This window comes from Streptomyces sp. MAI_2237 (assembly GCF_054189285.1).
The window spans coordinates 1,058,237-1,075,495 of the sequence record NZ_JAJPGQ010000002.1 but is presented as its reverse complement, the minus strand read 5'-3'; the positions used below and the strand labels follow the sequence as shown (position 1 = coordinate 1,075,495).

Sequence of the window (17,259 nt, the reverse complement as noted above, 5' to 3'; positions counted from 1 at the left end):
TAGCGACCCCGCTAGCGACCCAAATCACGTCTGATCAGGCCGCTAGCGGCTAGCGGCCGACCTGCGGAAACCCCCCGAACCCCGCCTGAGAGGCCCCTGATGAGCCTTCCTCTGCTCGCTATCGCCTGCATATTCGCCGTCACTCTCGGTTACAGCGTCAAGTGCTGGGTCAGCCCGTTCGGCGACTGCCGCGCCTGCGCCGGCATGGGCCACGAACTCAAGCACGACCGCAAGGGACGCCTCAAGCGCGGCCGTGACTGCCGCCGCTGCCACGCCACCGGCAAGCGCATACGCGTCGGCCGCTGGATCTACAACCGCGCCGCGCGCACCTACCGCGCCGGCACCCGCTGACCCCCTCGGGAGGCATCCGTGGTCATCACCATCCCGCTCGTCCTGCTGCTCGGCATCGGAGCGCTTCTGTTGCTGCGCTTCAAGGCCGTCGGCTTCGGCGCGGCCGTCGCCGTCGCCCTGTTCGGCTTCTACCTCGCCGGGACCGGCGCGGCCGGCACCGTCAACCAACTCGTCACCGCCGTCACCGGCGCCCTCGCCGGCATCGGCCGCTAGAACGGACACAGCATCGTGAACGAACCCACCGCATACGGCCGTCCGACCGGGAACGAGGTGGCGGCCGTGGAGATCCACCACCCCACACCGCTCACACCGATGCAGCACACCGCGCCGCTCACCTCCGTGCAGCCGGGCACCGTCCCGACCGTGGCGAGCGTCGTCCTGCCCGACGGCCGCGTCGTCACTGGCTACGCCATCGAACCCGCCAAGCCCGAACCGGTCGCGGCCAAGCCGGCCGTATCCCGGGCGGCGGTGAACATCGCCCTCGGGGGAATCGGCTTCGGCGCGGTGTGCGGCGGACTGGTCCTGCTCACCACTTTCATCGCAGCCCTCGCCGCGCTCATCCACCAGCTCATCATCCTCGCCGCCGTCATCTTCGGCGGCTGGATCGCCGTGCAGGTCTTCAGCGCGAGCGGCCACGGCGGCGGGACCACGGTCAACATCCGCAAGGCCGTCATCAAGCGCAACCACTTCCACGGCTAGCTACGCCCGAGGGCGGCGGCACTCCCGGACAAGGACAGCCCGCCGCCCCCGGTCTTCCTATCCCGACGTAGCAGAACAGGAGACCTACAGCATGCCCCAACTGCATCTTCTCGGCGAGGGCCGGATGGCCCACACCACCCTGATGAGTCACCGGTCACGGCCACGTCTGCTGGACCTCTTCTCGTGCGCCGGCGGTGCCGGCACGGGCTACCACCGTGCCGGGTTCGCGGTCGACGGCTGCGACATCGCCGCCCGCCCCAACTACCCCTTCCCGTGCCACCGGGGCGACGCCCTCACCTACCTCGCCCACCTGATCGCCTCGGGCGAGATCCGCCGGTACGCGTTCGTCCACGCGTCGCTGCCGTGTCAGCACGGATGCGCGCTGACCGTGGGCACCAACGCCTCGCAGGGATGGGGCCGCACGCACACCGATTTGGTGGCGCCCACCCGAGACATGTTGGACGCGACCGGTCTTCCGTACGTCATCGAGCAGCCCAACGGCCGCGCGCAGATCCGCAAGGATCTGACGCTGTGCGGCGAGATGTTCGGGCTCGGGGTCATCCGGCACCGCAACTTCGAGTTGAGCGGGTGGACGGCCGCGACGCCGGCGCACGTCCCGCACCGGGGCCGGGTACGCGGCTACCGGCACGGCCGGTTCTACGACGGCCCCTACGTGGCCGCGTACGGCAACGGCGGCGGCAAGCCGACCGTGGCCGAACTCCAGACGGCCATGGGCATCACGTGGACCGATGTCCGCGAGGAACTGACAGAGGCGATCCCGCCCGCCTACACGGAGTTCATCGGCCGCGCCTACCTCGCCGCCACGGCGACATCGGGGGCGGCGGCATGAACGCGACGACCGAACCGCTCAAAGTCGCCCTCGCCCTCGCGGCGGCTGGCGTCCCGGTCCTGCCCCTGCGGCGCGGCAAGGTTCCGTTCGGCAACTGCCGCACCTGCAAGGCACACGCGTGCGGCGGCCGGCCCAACATGAAGGCCGCGGGCCCCTGCCGGTGCCCCGCTCCGTGCCACGCGTGGGCCGCCGCGACCGCCGACGCGCACGTCCTCACCTCGCCCATGTGGGTACCAGCCTGGCGTGGGGCGGTGGCGGTCGCCTACCACCCCGGCGGGGCCGGACTGACCGTGGTCGACCTCGACAACGCGGCGGCCGTCGCATGGGCCCGCAAGGCCCTGCCCGCCACCCGCACTGTTGCGACGACGCGCGGCGAACACTGGCTCTACCAGGGCGCCATGCCGTCCGCGAACGGGGTACAGCCGGGCGTCGACATCAAATCCGCAGCGCAGTATGCCCCTTGGCTCGGACCCGGGATCGGCCGCATGGCCGTTCTCCCGGCCGCCGTGCGCGCCCTGGTGGTGAAGGAAGACACCACCCCCGCCCCGGGCGGGGTGGCCTCTTCTCTCCCGGCGCGCGCCCCGTGGTCGCGGCAGGTGGCCACCGGGTGCCGCCACACCGAGCGCTACGTCCGCACCGGCCTCGAACGCGGCCTCGCCCTGGTGCGGGCCCGCACCGAATCCGGCGCCGGCTCACAAGCGTTCGGCGTCGCCCGGTTCCTCGCCGCCCAACACACCGCCTGCCCCGGACCGTGCGGCCTCGCCGCGATGGGCGAGGAAATCGTGACGACCGCCGTCTCGGTCGGTGTCCCGGAGCCCTACGCGCGCCGCGCGGTCGCCAACGGCCTTGCGACGGCCGGGGAGCGGGCGGCATGAACAAAGCATCACGAAACACAACGAACGGCCCTCAGGACGCCCTACAGGGCCCGCAACGGCCGACCGTGGGCGAACCGAAGGTCGCCGCCCGCAAGGGCGTCCTTTCTGCCGTTGGTCCTGACCCGCAGACGGTCACCATCACCGGCATCACCCCGGGGCTACAGATCCAGTGCGAGGGCATCGCCGTCGCGGACTGGCTCTGTGCCTGCGGGGCCCACGAACGCGCCGGGGCCGCGCCGCCGTCATCCGACTGACCGCCCGCGTCATCACCGGCATCTGCCCGCACACCACCACCGAAGGGAGGGCCGCCTCATGACTCCACAGCCTGTGGACAGCCCCGACCTGTGGGCCGGACTGCCCACCCTGCAAGAGGAACCGCCCGCCGACGACGCGGGACCGGAGGCGTGGGAGGACCCCATCCCCCTCACCGGCCGCCGCGAACGGCCCCCGTTCCCCGCCCACGTCCTGCCCGCATGGCTCGGGGAGTTCGTGACCGCCGTCGCCGAGGAGACACAAACCCCCGTCGACCTCGCCGGTTCGATCGCGCTGGCCGTGCTCGCCACGGCGGCCGGCGGCCGGTCCGTGGTCCACGTGCGCGGCAACTGGCGCGAGCCCACCAACCTCTACACCGTGGTGGCGCTCCCGCCCGCTAACCGCAAGTCGGCCGTCTTTGCGCTGCTGACCGACCCCCTGTACGAGGCGGAGAAACAGCTCAAGACCGCGATGAAGCCGGTGATCGTGGAAGCGGAGCTGACCGCGCGGCTGGCCAAGGAAGCGGCCGACAAGGCAGCCGCTAAGGCCGCGTCCGCCGACGGCGACAAGCGCGATGACATGGTGAAGACCGCCGTTGGGTTGGCGCAGACGGCCGACACGCTCACCGTGCCGGCCGAACCGGTGTTGCTGGCGGACGACTCCACCCCCGAGACGGTCACCTCGCTCATGGCGGAACAGGGCGGCCGGCTGTCGGTGATGAGCGCCGAGGGCGGGATTTTCGACATCATCGCCGGCCGCTACTCGGGCGCCCCCAACATGGAAGTCTTTCTCAAGGGGCATGCCGGGGACCGTCTGAGGGTGAATCGGCAGACCCGCCGCGAATACATCGACGCCCCCGCGCTGACCATCGGCCTCGCCGTGCAGCCGGACGTCCTCAAGGACATCGGGAAGGTGAAGGGGTTCGAGGGACGCGGACTGCTGGCCCGCTTCCTGTACTCCCTGCCGGTCTCTACGGTCGGCGACCGCGAGATCATCACCGACCCGGTCCCCGAGCAGACGGCCGCCGCCTACACCGCGAAGGTCATCGACCTCGCCCTGTCCCTGGCGGAGTGGACCGACCCGGCCGTCATCCAGCTCACCCCGGAAGCGGACGCGGCGCTGATCGCCTATCAGGAGCGCATCGAACCGCAGCTCAAGGCGCGCGGCGGCAAGCTGGGCCACATCTCCAACTGGGCCGGAAAGCTGGCCGGGGCGACCGCCCGCATGGCCGCTCTCCTGCACCTCGCTGAACACGGCGGCAACGGCTACGCCCACCCGGTCACGGAAGACACCATGCGCGCGGCCATCGAGCTGGGGGAGTACTACACCGCCCACGCCCTCGCCGTGTTCGACGTCATGGGCGCCGACCCCGTCCTGTCCCGCGCCCGCAGCGTCTTGGACGCGCTCAAGGACAACCGATGGGAGGACGTAAGCCGACGGGACGTCTTCACCGTCCTCTCGCGCCCCGAGGTGCCCACCATCGCCGACCTCGAACCCGCCCTCGCCCTGCTGGAGGACCACGGATATCTGCGGTCCTACCAACCCGAACGCACCGGCAAGCGCGGCCGACCCCCCGCACCCCGTCTGCTGGTCCACCCCGGCCTCTGGCAGGGCGGCGGCTGACCCGCCCCTGCACCCTCAACCCCTCCCGCACAAACCGCAAAAACGCAATAAACCCCCGGCGCCCCCGCTGACCTGCGACGGGACCCCCGCACCGGTCCGGCGAGAGTCCCGCCGCACAATCCCGCGAAATTCCGCAAAAAACCCGAGCCCCGCCGCACCGGCCGACGGCCGCCCAGGGGTGCCGCTGATTTTTGCGGAATAACGCGGGTTTCTGCGGAGCCCCGACCGCCGCTACCCCCGCACCGGATCACCGCAGGTCAGCGCCATCACCCGGCTTTTCTGCGGATTTTGCGGTTTGTGCGGCGGCACTTGCCCACGAACTCAGCCCCACAGGAGTGAGCCTTGGACGAGCACGGCACCCTCACGACCCCCGTCGACGACGACCCCACCCTGGTCCTCCTCAAGGTCGAAGAGGCCGCCCGCCGCCTCCGCATCGGCCGCACCACCTGCTACGCGCTCATCCGCTCCGGAGAGCTGGAGTCCGTACCCGTCGGCCGCCTGCGCCGCGTCCCCGCCGACGCCCCGGCCGCGTACGTCGCCCGTCTCCGTGCAGCCCAACGCACCGCTTGACCACGCCCGGGGCGGCGGCACTCCCGGACAGGACAGCCCGCCGCCCCGGTCCCCATCCCGACACGCAAGAAACAGGAGCCTGCCCATGGCAGAGGACAGGAAGAAGCGCACCCGCCAGCCCAACGGCCGCAGCTCGATCTACTTCGGCAAGGACGGGAAATGGCACGGCCGTGTCACCGTCGGTATCCGCGACGACGGCACGCCGGACCGGCGCCATGTCGAACGCAAGACCCGCGCTGAAGTGACGGCGGCCGTACGTGAGCTGGAGAAGCAACGCGATGCCAAGACCGTGAAGAAGCCCGGCAAGGCGTGGACGGTCAAGTCATGGCTCACGCACTGGATTGAAAACGTCGCGCCTCTCGCCGTGAACGACAACACGATGGTTGGGTACGGCGTGGCCGTCCGGAAGCATCTCATTCCCGGCTTGGGCGCTCACCGTCTCGACAGGCTGAAGCCCGAGCACATTGAGGTGTTCTACGCCAAGATGCAGGCCAACGGCAGCAAGCCTGCGACCGCTCACCAGGTGCACCGGACCTTTCGGGCCGCGCTCAACGAGGCTGTACGGCGGGGACATCTCGGCAGGAACCCGGTGCTGTTGGCGAAGGCGCCGAAGACAGGGGATCACGAGGTAGAGCCCTACAGCGTGCATGAGGTGCAGCGGTTGCTCAAGGCTGCTGATCAGCACCGCAATTCCGCACGCTGGGCCGTTGCCCTCGCGCTCGGACTCCGCCAAGGGGAGGTGCTCGCGCTGAGGTGGGATGACGTGGACATCGAGGGAGGGTTCCTCGTTGTCCGCCGTAGTCGCCACCGGCCGCAGTACGCCCACGGATGCGTGGAGCCCTGCGGACGCAAGGCCGCCGGGTACTGCCCGCAGAAGCGACGGACCAACCCCGAGTTGACCGTCACCAAGTCACGCGCCGGCCGCCGGGCGGTCGGTCTCCCCGAACAGCTCGTTGACCTACTCCGTACGCACCTCAAGGCGCAGGAAGCCGAGCGGGAAGCGGCCGGGAAGCGGTGGGAGGAGAACGGCCTGGTCTTCCCGGACGAGCACGGCCGTAGCCCGTCCCACCGTCGTGACTGGACTGAGTGGAAGGATCTCTTGGCTGAGGCGAAGGTGCGGGACGGAAGGCTGCACGACGCGCGCCACACGGCCGCCACCGTCCTACTCATCCTCGGAGTTCCCGAACGGGCCGTCATGGGCCTCATGGGGTGGTCGACCACAGCCATGGCCGCTCGGTATCAGCACATGGTCGACGCGGTACGGGGCGACGTAGCGCGGCAGGTTGACGGCTTGATCTGGAAGGCCGAGGCAGACCGACCGGACGATGACGACGGACTCGCCGGGGCGCTCGTGCGGGCTGACTGAGTCAGAAGCGCCTGAAAGGGCGGTCTCTGCGAGACCGCCCTTTCCATTTAGAGATCTTTAAAGACGCGAGTTACAGGGTGTGGAGAACCCTCAGCCGCTGAAGATCTCTCTGGTGGGGCGTCCCCTTGCTCATCGTGTTTTGGTCATGTCGCCGTCACAGCTGGACTGTGGGAAAATGGTTCATACGGGAGAATATTCGGAAGAAAGGGATCGGGTTATGCCTCTTCCGAGCGGAAGGTTCAGGCTTCACAGCTACCAGCACAACGGCCAGTGGCTCTTCGTTTCCGGCGACATGAAAGGCCCTGATCGAGTCGTAGAGGCGCATCCCTATGCGGGCGAGTTCCGCAATGAGTTCGAGGCCAAGCCTGACGGCAACGGCGGTGTCCGCCTCTACAACCCAGCAACGGACTGCTACCTGTTCGTCTCCAATGACACGGAAGCTGGCGACCGGGTGGTCGAAGCGCACCCATACGAGCATGAACCCCGGAACAGCTTCTTCCCCAACTTGCAGTCGGACGGAAGCTGGACGTTCTGGAGCGCCGATGCGCAAGGGTTCATCTTCCTGTCCAACGACACAGAGGGCGGCGATTACGTGATCGAATCGCACCCGCCCGACGAGGTCCGCAACCGCATCTTCGCAGAACCCGTCTGATGCCCTCACCGTCTCGCTCGTGGCCTTCCCGGCGGGGCGGCGAGAGGTCTGCCTCAACGGCTTCGCGCCAGCTCGCGACACGAACCCGGCGGGTCGCGCACATTACGTGGCGCGTGGCGCCCGGCCGGGCGGGCCAGTTCGTCAACTGGAGGATCGCTGAAGGGCCGAATGGTCAGCATGGTGTCATCACATGCGACAACCCGGCGACGCGGTTCGTCATCAACGGAGCCTGCGTGCGCCGGGCGAAGCGAGACGGGAACTGAGACGGGCAGACAACAGGGCGGCACCCACGAGTGGATGCCGCCCTGTTGTTTTTCCTGGTCAAACCACTTGAGGCCGTGGCGGGAATCGAACCCGCGTAACTCGCTTTGCAGGCGAGTCCCTGAACCACTCGGGCACACGGCCGGGTCGGGTGGGCCGGGGAGGGCTCCCGAACTCGGTGTGTCGACCGTAGGGGCGGGGGTGGCGGGGCTCAAGGGAATCCGGGATGGTGCAACGGGACTGCCATACGCCGTTCATGAAAGGGAGTCGGGCGTACGACCAAGGGACGAGGGCGGGGGAGACCTCCGACAGGGGTGACGGGCGGCTGCGCACCTTACTCTGGCGGGCATGACCGTCCTCGAACCGCGTGACGCCGCCGTCGCAGAACAGGTCCCGGGCCGTAGTGAAGAAGGCGTGCTGGGGCGGGAGTACCGGGCTCTCAGCGTCGGGATCGTGTCCGTCGTGGTGCTGATCGCCTTCGAGGCCACGGCCGTGGGGACGGCGATGCCCGTGGCGGCGCGGGAGCTGCACGGGGTGGGGCTGTACGCGTTCGCGTTCTCGGGGTACTTCACCACCAGCCTGTTCGGCATGGTGTTCGCCGGGCAGTGGTCGGACCGGCGGGGCCCGCTCGGGGCGTTGACGACGGGGATCGGCTGCTTCGCGGCGGGGCTGCTGCTGGCCGGGACGGCGTCCGCGATGTGGCTGTTCATCCTCGGACGGGCCGTGCAGGGGCTGGGCGGCGGGCTCGTGATCGTCGCCCTGTACGTCGTCGTCGGGCGGGCCTACCCCGAACGGTTGCGGCCCGCGATCATGGCGGGCTTCGCGGCCGGCTGGGTCGTACCGTCGATCGTGGGGCCGCTGGCGTCCGGCGCGGTGACCGAACACCTCGGCTGGCGCTGGGTGTTCATCGGCATCCCCGTCCTCGTCGTCTTCCCCCTCGCGCTCGCCCTGCCGCAGATACGGCGGCGCGCGGCCGGCCCGGTGGCCGTCCCCGGCGCCCCCGGTGACACCGCCGCCCCCTCCGCCGACCGGCGCCGCATCCGGCTCGCGCTCGGCGTCTCGCTGGGCGCCGGACTGCTCCAGTACGCCGCCCAGGACCTGCGCTGGCTCTCCCTGCTCCCCGGCCTCGCCGGCGCCGCGCTGCTCGTGCCCGCCGTGCGCGGGCTGCTCCCGCGCGGCACCTACCGGGCGGCGCGCGGGCTGCCGTCCGTCGTGCTGCTGCGCGGCGTCTCCGCGGGGTCCTTCGTCGCCGCCGAGTCCTTCGTGCCGCTGATGCTGGTCACCGAGCGGGGGCTCACCCCGACGCTGGCCGGGTTCTCGCTTGCGGCCGGCGGCGGGACCTGGGCCCTGGGGTCGTGGCTGCAGTCCCGGGCGCGGGTGGAGCCGTACCGGGAACGGCTGATGACCGTGGGCATGCTGCTCGTGACGGCCGCGATCGCCACCGCTCCCAGTGTGCTGATCCACTCGGTGCCCGTGTGGACCGTGGCCGTCGCCTGGGCCGTCGGCTGCTTCGGCATGGGCCTGGTGATCTCCTCCACCAGCGTCCTGCTGCTCCAGCTCTCCGCCCCCGAGGAGGCCGGTGCGAACTCCGCCGCCCTGCAGATCTCCGACGGCCTGTCCAACACCGTCCTGCTCGCGGCGGGCGGCGCGGCCTTCGCGGCGCTCGGCGGGGGAGCGGTGAGCCACACCGCGACCCAGGCCTCCGGTTCGCATCCGGTGGCCTTCGCCGCGGTCTTCCTGCCGATGGCCGGCGTCGCCCTGGTCGGGGCCTGGGTGGCCACCCGGCTGCGGGGGCGGTCGTAGCGGTGGCGGCTGTGACGTGGGTCCCACCCACGGGCGACCCGGCCTTGTCCGCGCGTTGACACCGGTGGGCCGCCGGTAGGGTGGCCCGGTTGTCATACCCAGCCGAGCACCCCGACCTCGCACACCCAGCCGGACCCCGACCGACCTCGCACATCGAGCCGGACCCCGACCGTCGTAGACCGAGCCGCCCGACCCACCCCCGGAGATCGTGACTACCACCGCCGCCACCAGCTCCGCCTCGCACTCCCACCACCTCTCTCCCGCCTTCCCCGGCCGCGCCCCCTGGGGCACCGCCAGCAAGCTGCGTGCCTGGCAGCAGGGGGCCATGGAGAAGTACGTCCAGGAGCAGCCGCGCGACTTCCTCGCCGTCGCCACGCCCGGCGCCGGCAAGACGACCTTCGCGCTGACGCTCGCCTCCTGGCTGCTGCACCACCACGTCGTGCAGCAGGTGACGGTGGTCGCGCCGACCGAGCACCTGAAGAAGCAGTGGGCGGAGGCGGCCGCGCGGATAGGGATCAAGCTCGACCCCGAGTACAGCGCGGGGCCGCTCGGCAAGGACTACCACGGCGTCGCCGTCACCTACGCCGGTGTCGGCGTGCGGCCCATGCTGCACCGCAACCGGGTCGAGCAGCGCAAGACGCTCGTCATCCTCGACGAGATCCACCACGCCGGTGACTCCAAGTCGTGGGGCGAGGCGTGCCTGGAGGCGTTCGAGCCGGCCACCCGCCGCCTCGCGCTCACCGGTACGCCCTTCCGGTCCGACACCAACCCGATCCCCTTCGTCACGTACGAGGAGGGCAACGACGGCATCCGCCGCTCGGCCGCCGACTACACCTACGGCTACGGCAACGCGCTGGCCGACCACGTCGTGCGGCCCGTCATCTTCCTCTCCTACAGCGGCAACATGCGCTGGCGGACGAAGGCGGGCGACGAGATCGCCGCACGGCTCGGCGAGCCGATGACGAAGGACGCGATCAGCCAGGCCTGGCGGACGGCCCTGGACCCGCGCGGCGAGTGGATGCCGAGCGTGCTGCGCGCCGCCGACCAGCGGCTCACCGAGGTCAGGAAGGGCATCCCGGACGCGGGCGCCCTGGTCATCGCCTCCGACCAGGACTCCGCGCGCGCCTACGCCAAGCTCATCCGCGAGATCACGGGGACCAAAGCGACGCTCGTGCTGTCCGACGACGCCGGCGCGTCCAAGCGGATCGACGACTTCAGCGAGAGCGACGACCGCTGGATGGTCGCCGTCCGCATGGTGTCCGAGGGCGTCGACGTGCCCCGGCTGGCGGTCGGCGTGTACGCCACCACCATCTCCACCCCCCTCTTCTTCGCCCAGGCCGTCGGCCGCTTCGTGCGCTCCAGGCGCCGCGGCGAGACCGCCTCCGTGTTCCTGCCGACCGTCCCCGACCTGCTCACCTTCGCCAACGAGATGGAGGTCGAGCGCGACCACGCCCTCGACAAGCCGAAGAAGGAGGGCGAGGAGGACCCGTACGCCGAGTCCGAGAAGGAGATGGAGGAGGCGAACAAGGAGCAGGACGAGGACACCGGCGAGCAGGAGCAGTTCGCCTTCGAGGCGCTGGAGTCCGAGGCGGTCTTCGACCGGGTGCTCTACGACGGTGCCGAGTTCGGCATGCAGGCCCACCCGGGCAGCGAGGAGGAGCAGGACTACCTCGGCATCCCGGGGCTGCTGGAGCCCGACCAGGTGCAGTTGCTGCTGCAGAAGCGGCAGGCCCGGCAGATCGCGCACAGCCGCAAGAAGCCGGACACCGAGGCCGACCTGCTGGAGCTGCCGGCCGAGCGGCGGCCCGTCGTCTCGCACAAGGAGATGATGGAGCTGCGCAAGCAGCTGAACACCATGGTCAGCGCCTACGTCCACCAGAGCGGCAAGCCGCACGGCGTGATCCACACCGAGCTGCGGCGGGTGTGCGGCGGGCCGCCGAGCGCGGAGGCGACGGCCGGGCAGCTCAGGCAGCGGATCGCCAAGGTGCAGGAGTGGGCCACGCGGATGCGGTGACGCTGCCGCCCCGGCCGGCCACCGGGGCACGTGGGGCCTGTGCGCGTATCGGGACAAACCCAGGTAGTCCCTCCTGCCCCATGCCCGGATTGTGGACGGAGACTTCCGCTCAGCGAACCCCCTTCGCTACTGTCCCGCTACGCACACGCCCCGTGGCAGCGCCGCCGCGGAGCGCAGCCGTGAAGCGACGCGGCCCGGTACAGGCCGGGTCGCCGGCCGATCGGCGGCCTCTGTTGCGCGTCGCCGACGGGACTCGGTGACGCATTGCCGCTCGGAGGTCGCCGACCTCACCACTTGGAGGAGTGGGCGTCGTGACCGCGGAGACCTCTCAGACGCTCGACCGGGGACTGCGCGTCCTCAAGCTGCTGGCCGACACGGACCATGGGCTGACCGTCACCGAGCTTTCCACCAAACTGGGCGTGAACCGGACCGTGGTGTACCGGTTGCTCGCCACGCTGGAGCAACACGCCCTCGTACGCCGTGACTTGGGCGGACGTGCCCGGGTCGGGCTGGGCGTGCTCAGGCTGGGACGGCAGGTGCATCCGCTAGTGCGGGAGGCCGCGCTGCCGGCCCTGCGCTCGCTCGCCGAGGACATAGGGGCGACGGCTCATCTGACGCTGGTGGACGGCGCGGACGCGCTGGCGGTCGCCGTCGTCGAACCCTCGTGGACCGACTACCACGTGGCCTACCGGGCGGGCTTCCGGCATCCGCTGGACCGGGGGGCCGCCGGCAAGGCGATCCTGGCGGCGCGGGCCAAGCCGTCGGGGGAGTGCGGGTACACCCTCACGCACGGCGAGCTGGAGGCGGGCGCCAGTGGCGCCGCGGCGCCGTTGCTCGGGGTCACCGGGGTCGAGGGGAGCGTCGGGGTCGTGATGCTGGCCGACGCGGTGCCCGAGCGGGTGGGGCCGCGGGTGGTGGACGCGGCACGGGAGGTCGCCGAAGCCCTGCAGTGAGCCGCGGCTCAGCCGAGTGCGCGGGGCCGCCGCAGGCGGGAAACAGCCTGCCCGCGGGCCCGGTGGCCCGAAGGCGGCCGAAAGGGTTCTTCGCGTTAGATTGATCCCGTGCTCTCTCGCCTCACACGCCCCCAGGCCCTCGCCGTCTGTGCGCTGCCCGTCGTGGCGTTGATCGCCACCGCGGTCTTCGCGCCGCTGCCGTTCTCTCTGGCGCAGCCCGGTATGACCGCGAACGTGCTCGGGGAGAACAAGGGCACCCCGGTGATCACGATCTCGGGCGCGAAGACCCGTACGACCAGCGGGCAGCTGCGGATGACGACGATCGAGGCGACCAACCCGGACACCCGGGTCTCCCTCGGTGACGTGCTCTCCGCGTGGTTCGCCACGGACAAGGCCGTCATGCCGCGCGACGCCGTCTACCCCAGCGGGCAGTCCACCCGGCAGATCGAGCAGCACAACAGCGCGCAGATGAAGGAGTCCCAGGACGCCGCGACCGAGGCCGCGCTGGACTACCTCCATCTGAGCGGCAAGGACGTCAAGGTCACCCTGAAGCTCGCCGACGTGGGCGGGCCCAGCGCCGGGCTGCTGTTCACGCTGGGCATCATCGACAAGCTCGACGGCAACGGCAGCGGCGGAGACCTCACGGGCGGCCGCAAAATCGCCGGTACGGGGACCATCGACGCCGCCGGCAAGGTCGGCGCGGTGGGCGGCGTCGCGCTGAAGACGCAGGCCGCCCGGCGGGACGGGGCCACGGTGTTCCTGGTCCCGAAGGACGAGTGCTCCGACGCCAAGTCCGAGCTGCCGAAGGGGCTGCGGCTGATCCCGGTGACGACGCTGAAGGGCGCCGTGGACTCGCTGGTGGCGCTGGAGAGCGGGAAGGGTTCCGTCGCCGCCTGCTGATGCCCGGCCCGGGCCCGCGCGACGCCGACCCGATCCGGACGACGACCCCTAGGGCGGGTGTCGAAGGCCCCGCCTGCCCCGCGGCGTCCGGCACGCGCGCTCGCGGCGTTGCCGAAACGCCCGAACAGCTCCGCCATCAGGGCGCTCCGGCGCCTTGCCATCGCACGCACCAGGCGCCGCGGGGCCCGCCCTTCGGGCGGGCGGCGGGACTTTCGACACCCGCCCTAGCCGTCCGCCGCGTCCCGCGCCGCCTGCTCCACGAGTGGGATGATCCGCAGCGGAACGGGGTTCTCCATCACGATCGCGGTGGCGGCCCGGACGATGCCGTCGATGGCGACGACCCGGTCGATGACCCGCTGGAGATCCGCGTTGGAGCGGGCCACCAGCCGGCACAGCATGTCCCCGCTGCCGGTGGTGGTGTGCAGCTCCAGCACCTCCGGCACGGACGCCAGGTGCGCGCGGACGTCGGCGCCCTGGCCCTGGCGGATCTGCAGGGTGGCGAACGCCGTGACCGGATATCCGAGGGCCGCCGGATCGACCTGGGGTCCGAAACCGCGGATGACGCCGTTGGACTGGAGCCGGTCCAGCCGCGCCTGCGCCGTCCCGCGCGCCACCCCCAGCCGCCGGGACATCTCCAGCACCCCGATCCGCGGCTCCCGCGCCAGCAGGACGAGGATCCGGCCGTCGAGCTGGTCGATCGCCACAGCAGCCTCCCGAATGCGATGGTCATCCTGTACAGAAGGACCGCGCCGACGGCCCTCCCGCTGAACAGATTGTCCAGCGAATACGCAAACTATTGCGCACCTTGCGGCTCCGCATCAGGCTGCCGCTATGACCCAGACCACACACCACACTCCCGACACCGCCCGGCAGGCCGACCCCTTCCCGGTCAAGGGAATGGACGCGGTCGTCTTCGCCGTGGGCAACGCGAAGCAGGCGGCGCACTACTACTCCACCGCCTTCGGCATGCGGCTGGTCGCCTACTCGGGACCCGAGAACGGCAGCCGCGAGACCGCGAGCTACGTGCTCGAGAACGGCTCCGCCCGCTTCGTGTTCACTTCGGTCATCAAGCCCGCCACCACCTGGGGCCACTTCCTCGACCGGCACGTGGCCGAGCACGGCGACGGCGTGGTCGACCTCGCCATCGAGGTCCCGGACGCCCGCGCCGCGTACGCCTACGCGCTGGAGCACGGCGCGAAGAGCGTCGCCGAGCCGTACGAGCTGAAGGACGACAACGGCACGGTCGTCCTCGCCGCGATCGCCACCTACGGCGAGACCCGCCACACCCTGGTCGAGCGCACCGGCTACGACGGCCCCTACCTCCCGGGCTTCGTCGCCGCCACCCCGATCGTCGAGCCCCCGGCCCAGCGCACCTTCCAGGCCGTCGACCACTGCGTCGGCAACGTCGAACTCGGCCGGATGAACGAGTGGGTGGAGTTCTACAACAAGGTCATGGGCTTCACGAACATGAAGGAGTTCGTGGGCGACGACATCGCCACCGAGTACAGCGCGCTGATGTCGAAGGTGGTGGCCGACGGCACGCTGAAGGTCAAGTTCCCGATCAACGAGCCCGCCATCGCCAAGAAGAAGTCCCAGATCGACGAGTACCTGGAGTTCTACGGCGGCGCGGGCGTCCAGCACATCGCGCTCAACACCAACGACATCGTTCAGACGGTACGGACGATGCGGGCGGCCGGCGTGGAGTTCCTCAACACCCCGGACTCGTACTACGACACCCTCGGCGAGTGGGTCGGCGACACCCGGGTGCCGATCGAGACCCTGCGCGAGCTGAAGATCCTCGCCGACCGCGACGAGGACGGCTACCTGCTGCAGATCTTCACCAAGCCGGTCCAGGACAAGCCGACCGTCTTCTTCGAACTCATCGAGCGGCACGGCTCGATGGGCTTCGGCAAGGGCAACTTCAAGGCGCTGTTCGAGGCGATCGAGCGGGAGCAGGCCAAGCGCGGAAACCTGTGAGCGCAAAGCCTTGCGACCGGTGAACGCCGGTTGACACCCTCGAGTCCTGCGGGTGCCGAAGGGGTGCCCACAGGACTCGGGGAACTCCAGTGACCTCTGCGATCAACCTCGCGGTGCCGTCGGTTCGCTGGCTGTGGCAGAAGGCCACCCTCAGGGAGCCGACGGTGCTGCAGTCGTTCGCCTTCGACGAGCCGAACAAGCACCTGTACGTGCTCCAGGTCACCGCCAGCGGCCACGCGGCCGGCGATCTGTGCCTCAACAAGCTGGACTACCAGGGCGACCGGCTCGGCCACATGTACCTCAAGGGCTTCGGCCACGGCGTCAGCATGGGCGTCCAGCGCGACGCCGAGGACGGCTCCACCTGGATCTGGACCGAGGCCGCCGCCGTCCACGGCTACGGCCAGGGCGTCACCCGCTTCCACTTCGCCGACGGCGCCACCCGCACCGCCGCGAACGTCAGGATGCGCAAGCCGATAACGGGCTCCACCAACAACCAGCCCTCGGTCTGCCAGGACTCGGGTCGCATCGCCGTCCGCTACCGCGACCCGGCGAACAGGCCCCGCTACCGCGTCTGGGACCTCGACGCCTTCACGGCCCGCGACTACGGCGACCCGATCGCGGACTTCGCCCAGGTCGGCGCCCACCCCGACCCCAGGATCCCGTTCCAGGGGTACGCCCTGTACCGCGACGCCGTCTACCAGCTCGCCGGCACCGCCTACAACGCCACCACCAACCCGGCCGCGGGGCACGGCAACTCCTACGTCTCCAGCGTCTCCGTCACCACCGGAGAACTGCTCCAGCAGCAGCGCACCCAGGCCGGCTACAACCTCACCCACCGCGAGCCGGAGGGCGTCGCGGTGCGCGCCGGCTCCGACCCGAAGGTGCACATCGGCTTCGCCTCCGGGGATCTCGGCGCGCGCCGCTTCTCGATCTTCGTCAAGGAGGACAGCGACCGAACCGCGTCGTAGCCTGGGCGCATGGCCAGGATCAACGACGTGGGCGGCACGCAGGGCTTCGGCGCCGTCGACATCACCGACGACGCCGAACCCTTCCACGCCGACTGGGAGGCCCGGGTCGTCGGGATGCTCAACGCCCTGCGCGAGCAAGGGCTGTTCAACACCAACGAGTTCCGTGACGCGATCGAGTCCATGCCGCCGGCGGAGTACCTGACGACGTCGTACTACGAGCGCTGGTTCGAGGCGATCCGCATCCTGCTGGAGCGCAAGGGCGTGCTGAGGCCGGGTGAGCTCGATGCCGGCTGACCGCTTCCCGCCCGGCACCCGCGTTCGCACCTTCCCCCACGACCCGCCCCACCACACCCGCCTGCCGCGCTACGCCCGCGGCAAACGGGGCGTCGTGATCGAGCCGGAGGGGCCGGCGGAACTGGCCGACGTCAGCGCCCAGGGCCGCGGGGACGCGCCGGTGGAGCAGGTCTACGCGGTCCGATTCGCGGCCCGCGACCTGTGGGGCGAGGGCGACCACCACGTCGTACTGGATCTGTGGGAAAGCTATCTGGAAGAGGACCACGGGCATGAGCGGTGACCACTCCGACGCGACGATCGCCCGCCGGGTACGACGCCTGGAGACCCTGCTGGAGGACAAGGGCGTCCTCTCCGGCGCCCGCCTCGACGAGATCATCGACGCGACCCTCACCGGGGCGACCCCGGCGAACGGGGCGCGGGTCGTCGCGCGGGCCTGGGTGGACGAGGAGTTCAGGTCCCGCCTGCTGGCGGACGGGACGGCCGCGGTGCGTGAACTCGGCTTCATGGAGGGCTCGTACCAGCGGCTGAGGGTCGTCGAGAACACCGCGACCACCCACAACGTCATCGTCTGCACCCTGTGCTCCTGCTACCCGCTGCGCCTGCTCGGACCGTCCCCCAGCTGGTACAAGTCCGAGGCCTACCGCTCCCGCGTGGTGCGTGAACCACGGGCGGTGCTCACGGAGTTCGGCCTGGAACTGCCGGCCGGCACGGACATCACCGTGTGGGACTCCAGCGCCGAGACCCGCTACATGGTGCTGCCGCGCCGGCCCGAGGGCACACAGGAGCTGGGGGAGGAGCAGCTGGCCGCGCTGGTGACCCGCAACGCGCTCATCGGCACCGCCGCCGTATGA

Annotated in this window: 20 protein-coding genes and 1 tRNA gene; 19 read left to right on the top strand and 2 right to left on the bottom strand. The window is 70.6% G+C overall.

Annotated elements, in window-relative coordinates:
* Positions 1–99: 99 nt before the first annotated feature.
* From LN251_RS09690 to LN251_RS09645, 10 genes are all read left to right on the top strand, one after another.
* Entirely contained in the window at positions 100–351 is a 252-nt protein-coding gene (locus tag LN251_RS09690; protein ID WP_458244043.1) for a hypothetical protein, read from the top strand.
* An 18-nt stretch (positions 352–369) separates the two neighbouring features.
* Complete coding sequence (locus tag LN251_RS09685; RefSeq protein ID WP_458244042.1) at positions 370–564, top strand: hypothetical protein; 195 nt, start codon at positions 370–372, stop codon at positions 562–564.
* Between the two features lie 15 nt (positions 565–579).
* On the top strand, positions 580–1,050 hold the full coding sequence (locus LN251_RS09680) for a hypothetical protein (RefSeq protein WP_458244041.1): 471 nt from the start codon (positions 580–582) through the stop codon (positions 1,048–1,050).
* Between the two features lie 124 nt (positions 1,051–1,174).
* Positions 1,175–1,900 (top strand): DNA methylase, encoded by a 726-nt coding sequence (locus LN251_RS09675; RefSeq protein WP_458244158.1) that lies wholly within the window; start codon positions 1,175–1,177, stop codon positions 1,898–1,900.
* Positions 1,897–2,775 (top strand): bifunctional DNA primase/polymerase, encoded by an 879-nt coding sequence (locus LN251_RS09670; protein ID WP_458244040.1) that lies wholly within the window; start codon positions 1,897–1,899, stop codon positions 2,773–2,775. The genes LN251_RS09675 and LN251_RS09670 overlap by 4 nt, the downstream gene beginning before the upstream one ends.
* Positions 2,772–3,029 carry a hypothetical protein gene (locus LN251_RS09665; RefSeq protein WP_458244039.1) on the top strand — a complete coding sequence of 86 codons (258 nt, stop codon included), beginning with the start codon at positions 2,772–2,774 and terminating at the stop codon, positions 3,027–3,029. Before LN251_RS09670 ends, LN251_RS09665 begins: the two co-directional genes overlap by 4 nt.
* A 58-nt stretch (positions 3,030–3,087) precedes the next feature.
* Complete coding sequence (locus LN251_RS09660; RefSeq protein ID WP_458244038.1) at positions 3,088–4,650, top strand: YfjI family protein; 1,563 nt, start codon at positions 3,088–3,090, stop codon at positions 4,648–4,650.
* A 342-nt stretch (positions 4,651–4,992) separates the two neighbouring features.
* Entirely contained in the window at positions 4,993–5,220 is a 228-nt protein-coding gene (locus LN251_RS09655; RefSeq protein ID WP_249841058.1) for a helix-turn-helix domain-containing protein, read from the top strand.
* Between the two features lie 85 nt (positions 5,221–5,305).
* Positions 5,306–6,586: a tyrosine-type recombinase/integrase gene (locus LN251_RS09650; protein WP_458244037.1), complete on the top strand. Its 1,281-nt coding sequence runs from the start codon at positions 5,306–5,308 to the stop codon at positions 6,584–6,586.
* Between the two features lie 217 nt (positions 6,587–6,803).
* A complete protein-coding gene (locus LN251_RS09645) occupies positions 6,804–7,238 on the top strand; it encodes a hypothetical protein (RefSeq protein WP_458244036.1) in 435 nt (144 codons plus the stop codon).
* A 333-nt stretch (positions 7,239–7,571) separates the two neighbouring features.
* Here the strand turns inward: LN251_RS09645 and LN251_RS09640 are convergent.
* A tRNA-Cys gene (locus LN251_RS09640) sits at positions 7,572–7,643 on the bottom strand.
* Positions 7,644–7,847: 204 nt separating this feature from the next.
* Between LN251_RS09640 and LN251_RS09635 the strand changes: the two genes are divergently transcribed.
* The 4 genes from LN251_RS09635 to LN251_RS09620 all read left to right on the top strand — a co-directional run bounded on the left by LN251_RS09635 (position 7,848) and on the right by LN251_RS09620 (position 13,169).
* Positions 7,848–9,302 carry an MFS transporter gene (locus tag LN251_RS09635; protein ID WP_458244035.1) on the top strand — a complete coding sequence of 485 codons (1,455 nt, stop codon included), beginning with the start codon at positions 7,848–7,850 and terminating at the stop codon, positions 9,300–9,302.
* A 208-nt stretch (positions 9,303–9,510) separates the two neighbouring features.
* Positions 9,511–11,316: a DEAD/DEAH box helicase gene (locus LN251_RS09630; protein ID WP_458244034.1), complete on the top strand. Its 1,806-nt coding sequence runs from the start codon at positions 9,511–9,513 to the stop codon at positions 11,314–11,316.
* A gap of 311 nt (positions 11,317–11,627) precedes the next feature.
* Positions 11,628–12,269 (top strand): IclR family transcriptional regulator, encoded by a 642-nt coding sequence (locus LN251_RS09625; RefSeq protein WP_362988954.1) that lies wholly within the window; start codon positions 11,628–11,630, stop codon positions 12,267–12,269.
* Between the two features lie 108 nt (positions 12,270–12,377).
* A complete protein-coding gene (locus LN251_RS09620) occupies positions 12,378–13,169 on the top strand; it encodes a YlbL family protein (protein WP_458244033.1) in 792 nt (263 codons plus the stop codon).
* 224 nt (positions 13,170–13,393) lie between these two features.
* Here the strand turns inward: LN251_RS09620 and LN251_RS09615 are convergent, their stop codons facing one another.
* Positions 13,394–13,873 (bottom strand): Lrp/AsnC family transcriptional regulator, encoded by a 480-nt coding sequence (locus tag LN251_RS09615; protein ID WP_458244032.1) that lies wholly within the window; start codon positions 13,871–13,873, stop codon positions 13,394–13,396.
* A gap of 127 nt (positions 13,874–14,000) precedes the next feature.
* On the opposite strand from LN251_RS09615, the gene hppD reads away from it, so the two are divergent.
* From hppD to nthA, 5 genes are all read left to right on the top strand, one after another.
* Positions 14,001–15,146 carry a 4-hydroxyphenylpyruvate dioxygenase gene (gene hppD / locus LN251_RS09610; protein WP_458244031.1) on the top strand — a complete coding sequence of 382 codons (1,146 nt, stop codon included), beginning with the start codon at positions 14,001–14,003 and terminating at the stop codon, positions 15,144–15,146.
* 89 nt (positions 15,147–15,235) lie between these two features.
* The gene (locus LN251_RS09605) at positions 15,236–16,114 is read left to right on the top strand and encodes a phage baseplate protein (protein ID WP_458244030.1); all 879 of its coding nucleotides are present in this window, start codon (positions 15,236–15,238) and stop codon (positions 16,112–16,114) included.
* 9 nt (positions 16,115–16,123) lie between these two features.
* Positions 16,124–16,408 carry an SH3-like domain-containing protein gene (locus LN251_RS09600; protein WP_058925034.1) on the top strand — a complete coding sequence of 95 codons (285 nt, stop codon included), beginning with the start codon at positions 16,124–16,126 and terminating at the stop codon, positions 16,406–16,408.
* On the top strand, positions 16,398–16,688 hold the full coding sequence (locus LN251_RS09595) for an SH3-like domain-containing protein (protein WP_283949280.1): 291 nt from the start codon (positions 16,398–16,400) through the stop codon (positions 16,686–16,688). Before LN251_RS09600 ends, LN251_RS09595 begins: the two co-directional genes overlap by 11 nt.
* Positions 16,678–17,259, top strand: a complete 582-nt coding sequence (nthA, locus tag LN251_RS09590) for a nitrile hydratase subunit alpha (RefSeq protein ID WP_458244029.1) — start codon at positions 16,678–16,680, stop codon at positions 17,257–17,259. Before LN251_RS09595 ends, nthA begins: the two co-directional genes overlap by 11 nt.

Excerpts from the sequence above, each read along its gene's own strand:
- LN251_RS09665 (WP_458244039.1), top strand. The coding sequence starts at position 2,772 with ATGAACAAAGCATCACGAAACACAACGAACGGCCCTCAGGACGCCCTA.
- nthA (WP_458244029.1), top strand. The coding sequence starts at position 16,678 with ATGAGCGGTGACCACTCCGACGCGACGATCGCCCGCCGGGTACGACGC.
- LN251_RS09670 (WP_458244040.1), top strand. The coding sequence starts at position 1,897 with ATGAACGCGACGACCGAACCGCTCAAAGTCGCCCTCGCCCTCGCGGCG.
- LN251_RS09650 (WP_458244037.1), top strand. The coding sequence starts at position 5,306 with ATGGCAGAGGACAGGAAGAAGCGCACCCGCCAGCCCAACGGCCGCAGC.
- LN251_RS09660 (WP_458244038.1), top strand. The coding sequence starts at position 3,088 with ATGACTCCACAGCCTGTGGACAGCCCCGACCTGTGGGCCGGACTGCCC.
- LN251_RS09635 (WP_458244035.1), top strand. The coding sequence starts at position 7,848 with ATGACCGTCCTCGAACCGCGTGACGCCGCCGTCGCAGAACAGGTCCCG.
- LN251_RS09690 (WP_458244043.1), top strand. The coding sequence starts at position 100 with ATGAGCCTTCCTCTGCTCGCTATCGCCTGCATATTCGCCGTCACTCTC.
- LN251_RS09645 (WP_458244036.1), top strand. The coding sequence starts at position 6,804 with ATGCCTCTTCCGAGCGGAAGGTTCAGGCTTCACAGCTACCAGCACAAC.
- LN251_RS09675 (WP_458244158.1), top strand. The coding sequence starts at position 1,175 with ATGGCCCACACCACCCTGATGAGTCACCGGTCACGGCCACGTCTGCTG.
- hppD (WP_458244031.1), top strand. The coding sequence starts at position 14,001 with ATGACCCAGACCACACACCACACTCCCGACACCGCCCGGCAGGCCGAC.
- LN251_RS09600 (WP_058925034.1), top strand. The coding sequence starts at position 16,124 with ATGGCCAGGATCAACGACGTGGGCGGCACGCAGGGCTTCGGCGCCGTC.
- LN251_RS09595 (WP_283949280.1), top strand. The coding sequence starts at position 16,398 with ATGCCGGCTGACCGCTTCCCGCCCGGCACCCGCGTTCGCACCTTCCCC.